Source organism: Pseudotabrizicola sediminis, from assembly GCF_004745575.1.
In the GTDB taxonomy this organism is placed as follows: Bacteria; Pseudomonadota; Alphaproteobacteria; order Rhodobacterales; family Rhodobacteraceae; genus Pseudotabrizicola; species Pseudotabrizicola sediminis.
This window is the reverse complement of record NZ_RPEM01000003.1, coordinates 382,503-398,135: the sequence shown is the minus strand read 5'-3', so window position 1 is coordinate 398,135 and position 15,633 is coordinate 382,503. Positions and strand designations below refer to the sequence as shown.

19 protein-coding genes and 1 pseudogene are annotated in these 15,633 nt (G+C 62.9%); 13 read left to right on the top strand and 7 right to left on the bottom strand.

From position 1 onward, the window contains the following. Nucleotides 1–7 precede the first annotated feature (7 nt). Entirely contained in the window at nt 8–1,642 is a 1,635-nt protein-coding gene (locus tag EEB11_RS06835; protein ID WP_135429662.1) for an ABC transporter ATP-binding protein, read from the top strand. A gap of 80 nt (nt 1,643–1,722) precedes the next feature. Beyond that, nucleotides 1,723–2,556 carry an alkaline phosphatase family protein gene (locus tag EEB11_RS06830; RefSeq protein ID WP_135429661.1) on the top strand — a complete coding sequence of 278 codons (834 nt, stop codon included), beginning with the start codon at nt 1,723–1,725 and terminating at the stop codon, nt 2,554–2,556. A gap of 12 nt (nt 2,557–2,568) precedes the next feature. Here the strand turns inward: EEB11_RS06830 and EEB11_RS06825 are convergent, their stop codons facing one another. From EEB11_RS06825 to EEB11_RS06805, 5 genes are all read right to left on the bottom strand, one after another. Beyond that, a complete protein-coding gene (locus EEB11_RS06825; RefSeq protein WP_135429660.1) occupies nt 2,569–3,315 on the bottom strand; it encodes a class II aldolase and adducin N-terminal domain-containing protein in 747 nt (248 codons plus the stop codon). Continuing rightward, the gene (locus EEB11_RS06820; protein ID WP_135429659.1) at nt 3,312–4,238 is read right to left on the bottom strand and encodes an alpha/beta hydrolase fold domain-containing protein; all 927 of its coding nucleotides are present in this window, start codon (nt 4,236–4,238) and stop codon (nt 3,312–3,314) included. The genes EEB11_RS06825 and EEB11_RS06820 overlap by 4 nt, the downstream gene beginning before the upstream one ends. Before the next feature lie 218 nt (nt 4,239–4,456). Further along, a complete protein-coding gene (locus tag EEB11_RS06815; protein WP_135429658.1) occupies nt 4,457–4,663 on the bottom strand; it encodes a cold-shock protein in 207 nt (68 codons plus the stop codon). Between the two features lie 195 nt (nt 4,664–4,858). After that, complete coding sequence (locus tag EEB11_RS06810) at nt 4,859–5,068, bottom strand: hypothetical protein (protein ID WP_135429657.1); 210 nt, start codon at nt 5,066–5,068, stop codon at nt 4,859–4,861. 169 nt (nt 5,069–5,237) lie between these two features. Then, nucleotides 5,238–6,122: a LysR family transcriptional regulator gene (locus EEB11_RS06805; protein ID WP_135429656.1), complete on the bottom strand. Its 885-nt coding sequence runs from the start codon at nt 6,120–6,122 to the stop codon at nt 5,238–5,240. A 204-nt stretch (nt 6,123–6,326) separates the two neighbouring features. Between EEB11_RS06805 and EEB11_RS06800 the strand changes: the two genes are divergently transcribed. The 10 genes from EEB11_RS06800 (at nt 6,327) to EEB11_RS06755 (ending at nt 13,290) form a co-directional block, all read left to right on the top strand. After that, on the top strand, nt 6,327–6,839 hold the full coding sequence (locus EEB11_RS06800) for a hypothetical protein (protein WP_135429655.1): 513 nt from the start codon (nt 6,327–6,329) through the stop codon (nt 6,837–6,839). Between the two features lie 285 nt (nt 6,840–7,124). Beyond that, nucleotides 7,125–8,618 (top strand): signal recognition particle protein, encoded by a 1,494-nt coding sequence (ffh, locus tag EEB11_RS06795; protein ID WP_135429654.1) that lies wholly within the window; start codon nt 7,125–7,127, stop codon nt 8,616–8,618. Continuing rightward, the gene (locus EEB11_RS06790; protein ID WP_135429653.1) at nt 8,615–9,121 is read left to right on the top strand and encodes a GNAT family N-acetyltransferase; all 507 of its coding nucleotides are present in this window, start codon (nt 8,615–8,617) and stop codon (nt 9,119–9,121) included. The genes ffh and EEB11_RS06790 overlap by 4 nt, the downstream gene beginning before the upstream one ends. Continuing rightward, nucleotides 9,118–9,414, top strand: coding sequence for a chorismate mutase (locus EEB11_RS06785; protein WP_135429652.1), 297 nt, complete (start codon nt 9,118–9,120; stop codon nt 9,412–9,414). Before EEB11_RS06790 ends, EEB11_RS06785 begins: the two co-directional genes overlap by 4 nt. A gap of 64 nt (nt 9,415–9,478) precedes the next feature. Further along, complete coding sequence (rpsP, locus tag EEB11_RS06780; protein ID WP_135429651.1) at nt 9,479–9,832, top strand: 30S ribosomal protein S16; 354 nt, start codon at nt 9,479–9,481, stop codon at nt 9,830–9,832. A gap of 175 nt (nt 9,833–10,007) precedes the next feature. Further along, nucleotides 10,008–10,514, top strand: a complete 507-nt coding sequence (rimM, locus tag EEB11_RS06775; protein ID WP_135429650.1) for a ribosome maturation factor RimM — start codon at nt 10,008–10,010, stop codon at nt 10,512–10,514. A 4-nt stretch (nt 10,515–10,518) separates the two neighbouring features. After that, nucleotides 10,519–11,349 carry a tRNA (guanosine(37)-N1)-methyltransferase TrmD gene (trmD, locus tag EEB11_RS06770; protein WP_135429649.1) on the top strand — a complete coding sequence of 277 codons (831 nt, stop codon included), beginning with the start codon at nt 10,519–10,521 and terminating at the stop codon, nt 11,347–11,349. A gap of 353 nt (nt 11,350–11,702) precedes the next feature. Further along, a complete protein-coding gene (gene rplS, locus EEB11_RS06765; RefSeq protein WP_135429648.1) occupies nt 11,703–12,077 on the top strand; it encodes a 50S ribosomal protein L19 in 375 nt (124 codons plus the stop codon). Nucleotides 12,078–12,088: 11 nt separating this feature from the next. Continuing rightward, entirely contained in the window at nt 12,089–12,310 is a 222-nt protein-coding gene (gene rpmE, locus EEB11_RS06760; protein WP_103332505.1) for a 50S ribosomal protein L31, read from the top strand. Between the two features lie 170 nt (nt 12,311–12,480). Next, complete coding sequence (locus EEB11_RS06755; RefSeq protein WP_135429647.1) at nt 12,481–13,290, top strand: division plane positioning ATPase MipZ; 810 nt, start codon at nt 12,481–12,483, stop codon at nt 13,288–13,290. On the opposite strand, the gene EEB11_RS19520 is transcribed toward EEB11_RS06755, so the two are convergent. After that, nucleotides 13,274–13,426 carry a hypothetical protein gene (locus EEB11_RS19520; RefSeq protein ID WP_167852674.1) on the bottom strand — a complete coding sequence of 51 codons (153 nt, stop codon included), beginning with the start codon at nt 13,424–13,426 and terminating at the stop codon, nt 13,274–13,276. The genes EEB11_RS06755 and EEB11_RS19520 overlap by 17 nt on opposite strands. 205 nt (nt 13,427–13,631) lie before the next feature. Here EEB11_RS19520 and EEB11_RS06750 point away from each other — a divergent pair, with 205 nt between their 5' ends. After that, on the top strand, nt 13,632–15,137 hold the full coding sequence (locus EEB11_RS06750) for a malonate--CoA ligase (RefSeq protein WP_135429646.1): 1,506 nt from the start codon (nt 13,632–13,634) through the stop codon (nt 15,135–15,137). 71 nt (nt 15,138–15,208) lie between these two features. Here EEB11_RS06750 and EEB11_RS06745 read toward each other — a convergent pair. Continuing rightward, a pseudogene (locus EEB11_RS06745) lies at nt 15,209–15,547 on the bottom strand (ArsR/SmtB family transcription factor); the annotation flags it as partial. Nucleotides 15,548–15,633: the final 86 nt, after the last annotated feature.

Here is a 15,633-nt window from a genome sequence, read left to right as displayed (position 1 = left end):
GCGGGGTATGAGCGACGCATTGTTGCAGATCCGCAATCTGCGGATCGAGGCCACTTCTTATCCGCCCGGCGAGGCCCCGCGCGATGTCGTGCTGGTGGATGATGTCTCGGTCTCGGTCGAAAAAGGCCGTGTGCTGGGGCTGATCGGCGAGTCCGGGGCGGGGAAGTCCACCATTGGCCTGTCGTCAATGGCCTATGGCCGTGGCGGAGTGCGGTTGACCGGGGGAACGATCACCCTGAATGGGCGCGACATCCGGTTGGCCGATGCGCGGGCGCTGCGGGCCTTGCGCGGGCGCGAGGTGACCTATGTGGCGCAATCGGCGGCGGCGGCGTTCAACCCGGCGATCCGGTTGATGGATCAGGTGGTGGAGACCTGTCTGGCCCACAAGATCATGGGCAGGGCCGAGGCAGAGGCGCGTGCTGTCATGCTGTTTGGCAGGCTTGGGCTGCCGGACCCGGAGACGTTCGGCAAACGCTATCCGCATCAGGTGTCTGGCGGGCAGCTGCAACGGGCGATGACCGCGATGGCGCTGTGCCCGAAACCGGATCTGGTGATCTTTGACGAGCCGACCACCGCGCTGGATGTGACCACCCAGATCGAGGTGTTGGCCGCGATCAAGGAGGCGATCCGCGATACCGGCGTGGCTGCATTGTATATCACGCATGATCTTGCCGTGGTGGCGCAGGTTGCCGATGACATTCTGGTGCTGCGCCATGGCAAGCGGATCGAATACGGCACGACCGAACAGATCATCACCGCCCCGAATGAGCCCTATACACAGGCGCTTGTGTCGGTCCGGTCGATCGAGCATGTCGAGAAAGCCGATGCGCCTGCCGTGTTGCAGATCCAGAATGTAACGGCGCGGTACAAGGGCACCAACTTTGACGTGCTGAAAAACATCACGCTGGATCTGCCAGCGGGGCAGACGCTTGCCGTTGTAGGAGAAAGCGGGTCGGGGAAATCGACACTGGCGCGGGTAATCACCGGGTTGCTGCCTCCGGGGCAGGGGCGCATCCGCTTTGCCGGGCGCGATCTTGCGCCCGACCTGGCCGCGCGGAGCCGCGACGATCTGCGCGAGGTGCAGATGATCTACCAGATGGCCGACACCGCAATGAACCCGCGCCAGACCGTGGGCACGATCATCGGGCGGCCGCTGGAATTCTATTTTGGCCTGAAGGGCGCGGAAAAGCGCAAGCGCATTCAGGATCTGCTGGATCAGATCGAGATGGGCAGCGGCTTTATCGACCGCTATCCGGCAGAACTATCGGGCGGCCAGAAACAGCGGGTTTGCATTGCCCGCGCGCTGGCGGCCAAACCGAAGCTGATCATCTGCGATGAGGTCACCTCGGCGTTGGACCCGTTGGTGGCGGATGGCATCCTCAAGCTGTTGCTGGCTTTGCAGGCGGCGGAAGGGGTGGCCTATCTTTTCATCACCCATGACCTTGCCACGGTGCGCGCGATTGCCGACCGGATTGCGGTGATGTATCGCGGCGAGGTGCGGCGTTATGGGACCAAAACCGATGTGCTGGCCCCGCCGTTCGACGACTACACCGAGCTGTTGCTGTCTTCGGTCCCCGAGATGAAGATGGGCTGGCTGGAAGGCGTGCTGGACAGCCGCAAGATGGAAGCCGCCGGAAACTGAGGTGTGTGCCTGTGATTGCACCTTTCTGAAATATTCCCGCCGGAGGCGTCAGACGCCGGCCCCTTAAACAGGTTTCGACCATGAAAAAGCTGCTTCTGATCGTGATTGACGGCGTGCCGTGGCGCAACTGGCGGCGGCTGTTCGGCAATATGGAAGGCTGGGTTGCGCAGGGCGAGGCGCGGGTGTGGCGGATGCAGGCGGTGCTGCCCTCAACCTCGGCGTCCTGCTATGCGTCGATCCACACTGGGGTGCCGCCGCAGGTGCACCGGGTCTGGGGCAATGAGGCGGTGTATCGGCTGGCCGAGCCAGATATCTTTTCCGAGGTGACGCGGGCGGGTGGCAAGACCGGGGCGGTGACGCACAGTTTCTGGTCCGAATTCTTCAACCGCGCGCCCTTCGATGTGGTGCGCGACATTGAATATGATGAACCCGCCGGGCCGATCACCCATGGCCGGTTTCACACCATGACCGGCTATGGCAACGCAAACCAGATGACCCCGTCGGATGTGGACCTGTTCGCCACACTGACCCGGCTGTGTGAGGGGTACGGCATCGACTACGGCATCCTGCATACCTGCACGCTGGACAGCATGGGGCACCGTTTCTTCCACGATTGCGAAGAAATGGATCACGCCTGCTATGCGCTGGATGCGATGCTGGCCCCCTTTGTCCAGCGCTGGCGCGATGCGGGGTACGAGGTGATTGTCACCGCCGACCATGGGCAAGACGCGCGGGGCCATCATGGCGGCACCGACGAGGATCAGCGGGATTTCGCGTTTTACTATTTCGGAGACAGCGCCATGCCCGATGCCGATGTGGTGCTGGACCAGCTGGCGCTGGCCCCGTCGATCCTGACCCGGATGGGCGTGCCGGTGCCTGACAGCATGCGCGCGACGCCGTTTTTTCAGCCCTGAGCGGCCGCCGGGTCAGCTGGCATAACCCGGTGCGTCAGCATTGAGTATGGCCTTGATCTCGCGCAGGTGGTCTTCGGCGTAGCCGGGGTAGGTCTCCCACTCCTGCGCGGTCTTCTCGGCGATGTCATCGGGCAGAACGCGCAGCGGCTGGCCGGTTTGCAGGGCGCGGATGTAGGTTTCGGCCGCGCGCTCGAAATAATAGAGCCGGTTGAAGGTTTCGGCCACCGTGGCTCCGATCACCAGCACACCGTGGTTGCCCATGATCATCGTGGTGATCTTCGGGTCTGACAGCAGCTGTACGCAGCGGGCGGCCTCATCCTCGAACGCCATGCCGCCGTAATGGTCATCGACCACCACGCGGTTGTGGAACATTGCTGTGGTCTGGTCGATGGCAGGCAGGCGGCTGTCAGCAAGGCTGGCCAACACGGTTGCGTGGATCGAATGGACGTGCATGGCGCAGCGCGCATGCGGGCAGGCGCGGTGCAGGCTGCCGTGCAGGCCCCAGGCGGTGGGGTCGGGGGCATCGGGACGGTTCAGGGTGGTGGGGTCGTTCGCATCGATCTCGATCAGGGCCGAGGCGGTGATGCGGCTGAAGTGGCGACCGGCGGGGTTGATCAGAAACCGCGCACCATCGTCGCTGACCGCAAGGCTGAAATGGTTGGCGACGGCCTCATGCATGTTCAGCCGGGCGGTCCAGCGGAAGGCGGCGGCCATATCGGTGCGGGCGGTCCAATGGGTCTGGTTGGGCAGGTCTTTCATGGCATGTCTCCGGGGTGCCAGTGGCCTGCGGCCATGGCGGACAGGGTGGCTGTCACGCGCGCAAAGCTGGCACGGGCGCGGGCGACGGTGTGGCGGGCGCGCAGGTGGCCGTGGACAAGGCCAGTGTCTGTCAGCGCAATGGCTCGCCCGCCTGCGGCGGTAATGTGGGCGGCGTAAGCGGCGGCATCATCGGCCAGCGGGTCACATTCCGCCGCAAGCGCCAGCGTCGGTGGCAGGCCGGTGAAATGGCTGGCCATCAACGGCGCGGCGGTGGGGTCTTGTGGATCTGCGCCCCGGATGCGGGCGTAGAAGGCGACATCCTCGGCGGTGAGCATGGGGGCGTGGGCATGCTGCCGGTGGCTGGCTCCGCGCCCGCCAAGGCCGGGGTAGATCAGGACCTGTCCCATCACGCGCGGGTCAGACAGGGCCGCCGCCACCGCGGCCGCAAGCGCGCCGCCGGCACTGTCGCCCACCAGCAGGATAGACCCCGGGGTTGCGCGTGCGACGGCGAGGCAATCGTCAAAGGCGGCCGGGTGCGGATGTTCCGGGCACAGGCGGTAATCCACGGCCAGCACCTCCAGCCCGGTGGCTGCACAGATTTCGGCGCAGACGTCATCATGACTGTCCAGCCCGCCGACGACGAAGCCGCCGCCATGGAGGTAGATCACCACCGGACCATGGCCAAGATAGCGGCGGCAGCGCACACCCGCCACGCTTTCATCATGTGCCGCGACGCCGGGGGGGTAACCGGTATGGAAGGCGCGGCACATTGTGTCGTAAATGCGGCGCTGGTCCGCGATCGTCAGCGCGGCGGTGTCAGGCGGATAGGCGGCCTTGGTCCGGTGGATGAAGGCCCAAGTCTCGGCGTCGATCAGGCGCTGGTAATCCGGCTGGGCAATGAGGGTGTGAGCGCTGTCTGGCATAGGGCAAGTGTGACGCGCGTGGCGATGGGTCACAAGAGAAATTCCGGCGCAGCGCTGCCTGTCGGCCCGCGATGGCCCCTGCCGAGGCTGTGCGGTGTGTCTGCAGGGGCAAAGATGGCAGAATGACCAAAAGAAAAAGGGCGCAGCCTTGCGTGCGCCCTTTCAGGTCGGTCATCCGGGTCTTTGCTCAGCAGATCAGCGCAGCGTACAGGTGCGGATCAGGACAGGGACAGATTGGTTGCGGATTCGCGCCCGTCACGCCCGGCTTCGATGTCGAAGGTCACGGCCTGACCATCCTTCAACCCGCGCAGACCGGCCCGTTCCAGCGCTGTGATGTGGACGAAGACGTCTTTTTTGCCACCCTCTGGTGCAATGAAGCCGAAGCCTTTTGTTTCGTTGAACCATTTCACGGTGCCCTTGGCCATCGTGAAGTCTCCCCTAGTAGCGCCGCCCGCGGGATTGCGGCGGCCCGGCGCAGTCAGCTGATCGTCGATTGCTGTGGCCGTGAGGCGAAGACAGTGGTCGAAATAGTTAACGTCGCCAGAAAAATATGGAGTCGGATGGGCAAAAAGGCAAGGATATTTGCGCAAGCCTTGCGGTTGCCAGTGCCTGACCCGGCCTTATGCCATGCGAGTGGTTGCGGCCATTTGCCTGGCCTCAGACGCCTCGGCGCGGCGGAGCATCAATGCAAGGAAAAGCGCCATGCTGCCGATCCCGGACCCGGACCAGATTGCCAGTGCGGTCAACAGACCTGCATCGAAAAACATCAATGAGACGAGGGCCGAACCGAAGCCGACCATGCCACCCGCCAGTGCACAAATTGCTGCCATCGGATCCTCCTGTCCATCTGAAGGCAGAATCCTGTCGAATTGGGGCAGGAATGTGGCAAGATGCCACCGTCACGGCGCCTCAATGCTTCAAATTGAAAGGGTGTACCGGGCGTGGAGCCATCCACCAGATAGGCCGACGCTTCGCTTCAGCCGCAGCTGAACAGATCTGTCAGGCGAGCCAGGTTTTGGCGGCCTCCTTCAGATGTGTCAGGAAGGCTTGCACCTTTCGGGTCCGGTGCAGATCCACATGCGTCACGATCCACAGCGGCGCATCCCATTCGGGGCGGGGCGGCAGGATTTCGACAAGATTTCCGGCGATCCTGGATTTGTAGGCAGCGACAAAGCCGATGCCGATGCCCTGGTGGACCGCCTCTTCAAGCGCCGCCGGATCGGTGCCCCGGAAACTGATCGCACTCGCCGGAATTGTATTGCGCAACCAACGGTAGAACGGGGCCCGGTTGGCTTCGCTGTCGATGCACACAAAGCGGTGGTTCGCAAAGTCTGACTCGTCCTTGGGTTGGCCATGCTGCGCGATATAGGCTTTGGAGGCGTAAAGGCCGGTGCGGAGATGGGGCAGGGGTTGTGCCACATTGTCCGGCTCTTCCGGCGTGGCCCCGACGCGGATGGCGACATGCGCCTCGCCATAATCCAGCCGGAACACCCGCATGTCGGTCAGGAAGCGCACCTGCACCTGCGGGTACAACTCCTGAAACGAGGCGAGCACCGGGACCAGAAGATCGGCAATACCGGAGATTGAGGTGATGGTCAGCTCACCCGCGACGGCTTCGCCCTGACCCTTGATGCGGCTGGACAGTTGGGCGAACTGCTCTTCGGTGGTCTGTGCAACGATCAGCAGATCACGTCCGGCTTCGGTCGGGGTATAGCCGCGGGCGTGGCGCTGAAACAACCGTGTGCCAAGCGTTTTTTCCAATGCATCGATATGTCGTATGACCGTTGCGTGATGCACGCCCAGCACCTCTGCCGCGCCCGACACCGTGCCAAGACGGGCCACCTGAAACGCTGTTCTGATCTCATCCCAGGCTGGTTGTGCCATCGAGGGTGTTCCCTTTCATCACGGATTATTGCTGTGCGCTGATGCACAGTTTGAGGTCAGAGTTCTGTAATGTAAAGGAAAAATGAAACGACTAACTTCGTCTCACTGAACGGAAAACGATGGCTGCTGAAACTTCTGGCCGATGCGATCCGTTCCTGAATTATCCGCTGCAACTCCGCAGCTTCATGACGAAGGAAGTAAACTATGCGTACTCTGATGATCTCTGCCGCCGCTCTTGCCCTGACCGCAGGCATCGCCGCTGCAAACCCAGGTCTTGACCAACTGGCCGCACAAACGGGCGTTTCCGCCAACGACTACACCCCGGCCCAGCTGATCCAGCTGCTGGATGCGCAGCGTGAAAATGACACGGATCGTGTCCGCTTCATCAAGTCGCAAGCGGGTGGCGCTGCCGTGTCCCGGAGCGACATGGGTGCCGGGGCGGTGTCAACCGACGCGCAGCTGGCTGCCGCTGCCGGGGTGGAGCCGGGCCGCTTCACCATCAACGAACTGCAGCTTCTGATCGAGGCCAAGCGCGACAACGACACGCAGATGACCAATTTCATCCTGTCGGGCCAGAACCGCGCCGATGGGAAGCCGGCCAATGTGGTGACCCCCGGTCAGGCACAACTCGCTGCCCTGCTGGGTGTGGATGCATCTGAGTACACGCTGGCAGAGCTGACAAAGCTTTATGCAGACCAGATCGACGACCGGTCGTAACGTCCTCTGCGGGCCGGGCGGTTCTGCCCGGCCCATTCTGCAGACGGCCCGCACCCCCAAAAGGGCGCGGGCCGTTTTGCGTTCCCGCCTGCTCGGATTGGCCCAACGCCTGTCCATGGCTTGACTCGGGCGGGGTTGCGGCCTAACAGACATGGAATTCCCCGGAGGCTGTCGCTTCCGGTCCCTTGGCTTTGCCGGGATCGCCATCTGCCAGCGCGTTGCGCCCGCAGGTGCCCTTGGCCATTGCTGTAACGCCCACGTCGGGGCCCATTGCGGGAGACGACCATGTTCGAGAGCCTTTCAGACCGCCTTGGCAGCGTCTTTGACCGCCTGACCAAACAGGGCGCGCTGTCCGAGGCCGATGTGATTGCCGCCCTGCGCGAGGTGCGGACAGCCCTGCTCGAGGCAGACGTCTCGCTGCCGGTGGCGCGCGATTTCATCAAGCGGGTGCAGGACAAGGCGACCGGGTCGGCGGTGACGAAGTCGATCACGCCGGGGCAGATGGTCGTCAAGATCGTGCATGACGAGCTGATCAGGGTGCTGGCGGGGGATGAACCTGCGGACGCACTGAAGATCGACAACCCGCCTGCTGCCATTCTGATGGTGGGTTTGCAAGGCTCGGGCAAGACCACCACCACCGCCAAGCTGGCCAAGCGGTTGAAGGACCGCAACGGCAAGCGGGTGCTGCTGGCGTCGCTGGACACCAACCGCCCGGCGGCCATGGAACAGCTGGCCATCCTCGCGGGGCAGGTGGGCGTGGACAGCCTGCCGATCGTCAAGGGCGAGACGGCGGTGCAGATTGCACGGCGCGCCAAGACCCAAGCTGCGATGGGCGGCTATGATGTGCTGTTCCTCGATACCGCTGGCCGGTTGCACATCGACGAAGTGCTGATGGACGAAGTGCAGGCGGTGCGCGACATCGCCCAGCCGCGTGAGACGCTGCTGGTGGTCGATGGTCTGACCGGGCAGGACGCAGTGAACGTCGCCGCCGAGTTTGACGGCAAGGTCGGCATTTCCGGCGTCGTGCTGACGCGGATGGATGGCGACGGGCGCGGCGGCGCGGCTCTGTCGATGCGGGCAGTTACCGGCAAGCCGATCCGTTTCGTCGGTCTTGGCGAAAAGATGGACGCGCTGGAGACCTTCGAGGCCGAGCGTGTCGCGGGCCGCATCCTTGGCATGGGCGACATTGTCGCGCTGGTCGAGCGCGCGCAGGAGACGTTCGAGGCCGAACAGGCCGAGCGAATGGCGCGGCGGTTCTCCAAAGGTCTGTTCAACATGAACGACCTGAAGGGCCAGCTGGAGCAGATGCAGAAGATGGGCGGCATGCAGGGCCTGATGGGCATGCTGCCGGGCATGGGCAAGATGGCAAAGCAGGCCGAGGATGCCGGCTTTGACGACAGGATGTTGCGCCGTCAGGTGGCGCTGATCAACTCGATGACCAAGAAGGAACGCGCCAACCCCGACCTGCTGGCTGCCAGCCGCAAGAAGCGGATCGCGGCAGGCGCGGGGCTCGAGGTGTCGGAACTGAACCGTCTGCTGAAACAGCACAAGCAGATGGCCGAGATGATGAAGAAGATGGGCAAGGGTGGCGGCATGAAGCAGGCCATCAAGCAGATGATGGGCAAGGGTGGCATGCCCGACCCGTCCAAGATGTCGCCTGCCGAACTGGAAGCGGCGGCCAAGGGCATGAAAGAGTCGATGGGGCAGGGCGGATTTCCCGGCATGCCGCGCGGCATGAGCCTGCCGTCTGGCCTGTCGGGGCTGATGAAAAAGAAATGACATCGCCCGTTCTGCACACCAAACGCTTGACCCTGCGCGCGCCCGTCATAGCCGATTTCCCGGCTTATGCGGCGTTCTGGGCGTCAGATCGGTCTGCCTATATGGGTGGGCCGAAGGATGAGGCGGGGGCGTGGTTCTGGTTTTGCCATGATGTCGCGCAATGGGCGCTGCTGGGTCATGGTGCGCTGATGGTTGATCTGACCGTCAGCGGGACAACCGTGGGGCAGGTTGGTTTAAACGGCGGGCCGAAGTTTCCGGAAACCGAGCTTGGCTGGCAGGTTTATCAAGGGAACGAGGGCCAGGGTTATGCGACCGAAGCTGCCGCTGCGCTGCGCGATTGGGCCTTTGCCAGCCTGCCGGTTGATTCTCTGGTAAGTTACACAGACCCCTATAATGCCGCGTCGATCCGCGTGGCGAAACGGCTTGGGGCGGTGCCGGACCCTGAGGCGCTGGGCCAGGACCCCGACGATCTGGTCTGGCGGCATACGCGGAGGACGCAATGACCGACATCGCCGCACGCGCCGCCGAGGTGCTGAAAGAACACCGCCAGTCGATTGACCGACTGGATGCCATTCTGGTTTACACGCTGGCTGAGCGGTTCAAGCATACTCAGGCAGTGGGGCGGCTGAAGGCCGAGCACGAGTTGCCGCCCAGCGACCCGTCGCGCGAGGCGCGGCAGATCGCGCGGCTTGAACAGTTGGCGCAGGATGCCGACCTTGATCCCGAATTTGCCAAGAAATTCCTGACCTTCATCATTTCCGAAGTCATCAGGCATCACGAGAAACTACAGAAATAACCCAAACGGCGGGGTGAACCCCGCCCTACCCAACCCAAACTGAGATACCTCAAGGAGACTACCCATGGCTGTTAAAATTCGTCTGGCACGCGGCGGTTCGAAAAAGCGCCCGCACTACTCGATCGTTCTGACCGACTCGCGCAACCCGCGCGATGGTCGTTTTCTGGAAAAGCTGGGCGTTTATGACCCGATGCTGGCCAAGGATGACGAAAAGCGCGTTGTCATGAACCTGGACCGGATCAAGGAACTGATGGCCACCGGCGCGCAGCCGACCGATCGTGTGACCCGTTTCCTGGAAGCGGCTGGCGTGCTGGACAAAAAAGTCCGCCACAACCCCAAAGCGGCGGTTCCCGGCAAGCAGATGGCAGAACGCGCTGCGAAAAAAGCAGCCCGCGCTGAAGCCCCTGCCGAAGAATAATCGGCCCGATGATCCCTGGCCTAGGCCTGGTACGCCGGTCCATCACGCTTACCCTTTGCGGGGCGGCGTTCTGGGCCGGCATCAATTTTTCCCGCATGCAGAGCCAGACGGCCTGTCTGAATGCGGGAGGATCGTTTGACCCGCGCGGGTTTTGCAGCACAGGGGTGTCTTTGCCATGACGAGTGACCGGATCTGTGTCGGCTCTATCGCGGGCGCCTTTGGCGTGCAGGGCGAGGTGCGGCTGAAATCCTTCTGCGCCGAACCGGAGGCGATTGCGGAATATGGTCCGCTGTACACGCAGGATGGCAACCGCAGTTTCGCCGTCAAACTGACCCGCCCGGTGGCGGGTGGCCTTGGCGCGCGGATCGCGGGGGTGGCGACCAAGGATCAGGCTGATGCCTTGCGCGGCACCGATCTATATGTGGACCGCGCCCGATTGCCGTCGCTGCCTGATGATGAATTCTATCACTCTGACCTGATCGGGCTGGAGGTCTATGACACCGGCGGCGTCCTGCTGGGTGCCTTGCGCGCGGTGCACAACCATGGCGCGGGCGACTTGCTGGAGGTCTATGCCCCGACCCGCAAGCAACCCTTGCTGATCCCCTTTACCAAGGCGGCGGTGCCAACGGTCGATCTGGCCGCGCGCCGGCTTGTGGCGGACCTGCCCGAGGGGCTGGAGTAGGCCCATGTCTGACGAGCTTCCTGATGATGCTGCGCTGGCAAACGCCCCGTCCCGGTCGCACGGGCGGCTGTCGGCCAAGCCTGTTCTGCGCCCGCGAGATCTGTTCGACGATGCCCGCGCGGTGCGGGGGGCGTGGCTCGCACGGATCATAACGCTGTTTCCGCAGGCTTTTCCGGGGGTGCTGGAGCAGTCTTTGACCGGCAAGGCGATGGATCTTGGGCTGTGGCGGCTGGAGACTTATGACCTGCGGTCTTTCGGCATCGGCAAGCACCGCAATGTGGATGACACCCCCGCTGGCGGCGGCGCCGGCATGGTGCTGCGCGCCGATGTGGTGGATGCCGCGATCAACGCTGCCAGTGCCGGGGCGAACCCCGACCGGGCGCGCTGGCCCGTGGTTTACCTCTCACCGCGCGGCACGCCGTTTGATCAGGCCATGGCACGCCGATTTGCGGGGTGTGAGGGGCTGACGCTTTTGTGTGGCCGCTTTGAAGGCGTGGATCAGCGGGTGCTGGATCATCATGCCGTAGAAGAGGTGTCTTTGGGTGATTTCGTGCTGACCGGGGGCGAGATTGCGGCGCAGGCCATTCTGGATGCGACCGTGCGCCTGTTGCCCGGCGTGTTGGGCAATGCTGACAGCATCGAGGAAGAAAGCCATTCCAACGGCTTGCTGGAGCATCCGCAGTTTACCCGACCCCCGGTTTGGGAGGGGCGCGAGGTTCCGCCGGTGCTTCTATCGGGGGATCACGCGAAGATTGCGAAATGGCGGCGCGCGCAGGCCGAGGCGCTGACGGCAGAGCGCCGGCCCGACCTGTGGGCGCGCAAGACCGCGCGCTAGCCGCTGCGCCCCGCTCCCCCCGGCGGTTTTGTCCATCTGTTCGGGAATCTTCATTGCCGGGCATGTTTTCTGCGCAAATGCGACGGGGTGCAAGCCCGCGCCACTTGACCGGTGCCAAGGATTGCCCCTATACGCGCCTGTCCGGGGTCATCATGATCCGTCGGACCCGATTCCTGTTTGCCCTTTCGCCGGGTTTCTTCCCCGGTGCGCAGGCTGGCAGGGCGGCTGTTATGGAAAAGCTGGCCTGATCTCTGGCGGGCTCATCGCATGCGATGGGGACCCGGTGAAGACCGAGAGCTCTGGGGCACGGCATCACCTCTGCGGACCCACCGCAGGTTGCGAAAGGACCAGGCATGAACCTGATCGCCCAACTCGAAGCCGAGCAGATTGCTGCGCTCGGCAAGACCATCCCGGATTTCAAGGCCGGGGACACTGTCCGCGTCGGTTTCAAAGTGACAGAAGGCACCCGCTCGCGTATCCAGAACTACGAAGGCGTCTGCATTGCCCGTCAGGGCGGCGCGACCATCTCGGCCTCGTTCACCGTGCGCAAGATTTCGTTCGGCGAAGGTGTGGAGCGGGTGTTCCCGCTGTACTCGACCAATATCGACTCGATCGATGTGGTGCGCCGCGGCAAAGTCCGTCGCGCCAAGCTGTATTACCTGCGCACCCGTCGCGGGAAATCGGCACGTATCTCGGAAGATACGACCTATAAACCGAAATCTGAATAAGGATCGGACCGATGAAAGAAGGCATTCACCCCGACTATCACTTCATCACCGTGAAGATGACCGACGGTTCGACTTATCAGACCCGCTCGACCTATGGCAAAGACGGCGACAGCCTTGCGCTGGACATCGATCCGCTGGCGCACCCGGCATGGACCGGTGGCAATGCCAAGCTGATGGACACCGGCGGCCGCGTGTCAAAGTTCAAGAACAAGTACGCCGGTCTGGGTTTCTGATCCGACCTGTTCGTATGATGGAACAGCCCCGCTTTTGCGGGGCTTTTTCATGTTGTGACGCCACAGTTTCATAAAGCGGTGGTCGTGATCGCGCTGGCCGTGCCTTCGCGCTTCCCCTTGCGCGGCAACCCGCCTAAAAGAGCGGACAGGCTGGGGCAAAGGGGCAAAGCATGGCGCATATCATCGTCGTGGGCAATGAAAAGGGCGGATCGGGCAAATCGACCACCTGCATGCATGTGGCCACAGCCCTTGTCCGGCAAGGGCACCGGGTTGGCGGGCTGGACCTTGACCTGCGGCAGAAATCCTTTGGCCGATATGTCGAAAACCGCCGCGCCTATCTGGCGCGCAGCGGGCTGACATTGCCAACCCCGGATTACCGCGACCTGCCCGAGGTCGACGAATCGACGCTGGCTCCCGGAGAAAACCCGTTTGACGCCCGCCTGTCGGCGGCAGTGGCGGCGCTGGACCCGGTGTCGGATTTCATCATCATCGACTGCCCCGGCAGCCATACCCGCCTGTCACAGGTGGCGCACAGCCTTGCCGATACGCTGATCACGCCGCTGAATGACAGTTTCATCGACTTTGACCTGCTGGCGCGGACCGATCCGGAAACCGGCAAGGTAAAGGGCCCGTCGATCTATTCGGAAATGGTCTGGAATGCCCGGCAGTTGCGGGCGCAGGCGGGGCTGAAGCCGATCGACTGGATCGTGCTGCGCAACCGTCTGGGTGCGCAGCAGATGCATAACAAAAAGAAGGTGGGTGCCGCTCTGGAAGAACTGTCCAAGCGCATCGGCTTTCGCGTCTCGCCCGGGTTTTCCGAACGGGTGATCTTCCGCGAGCTGTTTCCCCGTGGGATCACTTTGCTGGACCTCAAGGATACCGGCGTTGACCAGCTGAACATCTCAAACATCGCGGCAAGGCAGGAAGTACGCGACCTGATGCGTGAACTGCGCCTGCCGGGCGTTACGACTGAGTTCTGATAAACAGCGTGGCCCGCACTTCGCGCCGCGCGTCGCGGGTGCCGATACGGGTCAGGCGATGGAAAAAGAAGTCATCGTTGCTGGCCTTTGGGGCAAACAAGCCGAATTTCTGAAACAGCGTAAGGGCGTAGGTCATATCCGGCTCCTGAAGTGGTTTGTGTTCCCCGTGGCCATAGGGTCGCTTCCGGTTGCGGCGAAATCACGGCGGGCTGTGGTCCAAGGCAAGGCATTTTGGCGCGTAAAGTCAGGCAAGCCGATTTTGTCACAAAGCGCAGGGTGACACGCCCAGCGGGCTTGAGCCCATCCTGCGGCAATGCCACAACATTGCTTGGAGGAACGCCATGAATCCCTTGTTTGACAGATTGTTTGCGCCACTAGCCGGGCAGGACCGGCCCTTACTGCATCTTGCCAACGGCAAGCAGATTTCCGCAACTGCTTTTGCCATTCTGGTGGCGCGGCTGGCCGGCGCGTTGGTGACCCTCGGAGTTGAACCCGGTGACCGGGTGGCGGTGCAGGTGGCGAAATCGCCCGAAGCTCTGGCGCTGTATGGGGCCACAGTGGCGGCGGGGGCGGTGTTTTTGCCGCTGAACACCGGCTATACGGCAGCGGAACTGGATTACTTCATCGGCAATGCCACTCCTTGCGTCTTTGTCGGTGACCCGGCGCAATCGGCGGCTTTGGTACCTTTGTGTGCAACGCATGGCACGCAGTTTCTGGGCCTGTCCGGTGACGGAGGCGGCAGTCTGATGGATCTGGCCGCGCGGCAGGAGGCTGCCTTTGCCCCGGTGGACCGGTCCGGCACCGATCTGGCGGCGATCTTGTATACGTCAGGCACCACGGGGCGGTCCAAGGGTGCGATGCTCAGCCATGAAAACCTGTTGTCCAATGCGCAGGTGCTGGCCGATCTGTGGCGCTTTACCGAAACGGATGTGCTGCTGCACGCGCTGCCGATCTTTCACACCCACGGGCTGTTTGTGGCATCGAACGTCAGCCTGCTGACCGGGGCGCAGATGGTGTTCCTGCCCGGATTTGATGTGGAGGCGGTGATTGCGGCTTTGCCGAAGTCCACCGCGATGATGGGGGTGCCCACCTTTTACACCCGCCTGCTGGACGACCCGCGCCTGACACGCGATCTGGTCGGGCATATGCGGCTGTTCATATCCGGCTCGGCACCCCTCTTGTCTGAAACCCATATCGCGTTTCAGGATCGCACCGGGCAGCGCATTCTGGAACGCTATGGTATGACGGAAACCAACATGAACACCTCCAACCCCTATGACGGTGACCGTCGGGCCGGCACGGTGGGTATGGCCCTTCCGGGGGTGGATCTGCGGATCATGGCTGGGGGGAATGAGGTGGGGGCAGGCGAGGTCGGCGTGATCGAGGTGCGCGGCCCCAATGTGTTTCAGGGCTATTGGCAGATGCCAGACAAGACCGCCGAAGACCTGCGCCCCGATGGCTGGTTCATCACCGGCGATCTGGCCACCCGCGACACCGATGGTTATGTCACCATCGTCGGACGGGCCAAGGATCTGATCATCACCGGCGGCTACAACGTCTACCCCAAAGAGGTGGAAGAACTGCTGGACACCCTGCCCGGTATTGCGGAAAGCGCGGTCATCGGCCTGCCGCACCCTGACTTCGGCGAAGCGGTCTTTGCCGTGCTGGCCCGCGCCAAAGGGGCGGAGCCTGATCTTGGCCAGATCCGCGCCGCCGTCGCCACCTCTCTGGCGAAATTCAAACACCCCAAAGAGTATGCTGTGGTCGACGCGTTGCCACGCAATGCCATGGGAAAGGTGCAAAAGGCAGACTTGCGCAAAAACCACGCCAGTCAGTTCACATCCTGACCGCCGCCAATTTCGGTCTTTAAAAATCCCTGGGTCCGGGGCAGTGCCCCGGGGCCATCTGCATCCTCCGTGTCACCGGACAATTCGCCCGCCAGAAACCGCTCGAACGCATCCAGATCGACCGGTTCGAACTGGCCGAACCCCTGCATCCAGACAGAGGCGGCACGCAGGGCGTCAGGTTCCAGCTTGCACCAGATCACCCTTCCGCGCTTTTCGCGGCTGATCAGGCCGGCGTCGGTCAGCACGGTCAGATGTTTTGAAATCGCGGCAAGGCTCATTCTGAACGGATCTGCCACATCGGTCACCGCCATGTCATCTTCCAGCAACATGCCAAGGATCGCCCGCCGCGTGGGGTCGGCGAGGGCGGCAAAGACCCGGGACAAAAGATCGGGGGAAAGCGGATCGGTCATGGCCAAACCATGGGCAGGCTTTGGTAAAAAGGTCAACCTTCCGGTTGAGGGTTGTGAGGGGCGGGTCGGCGGCTGTGGAAAATCAA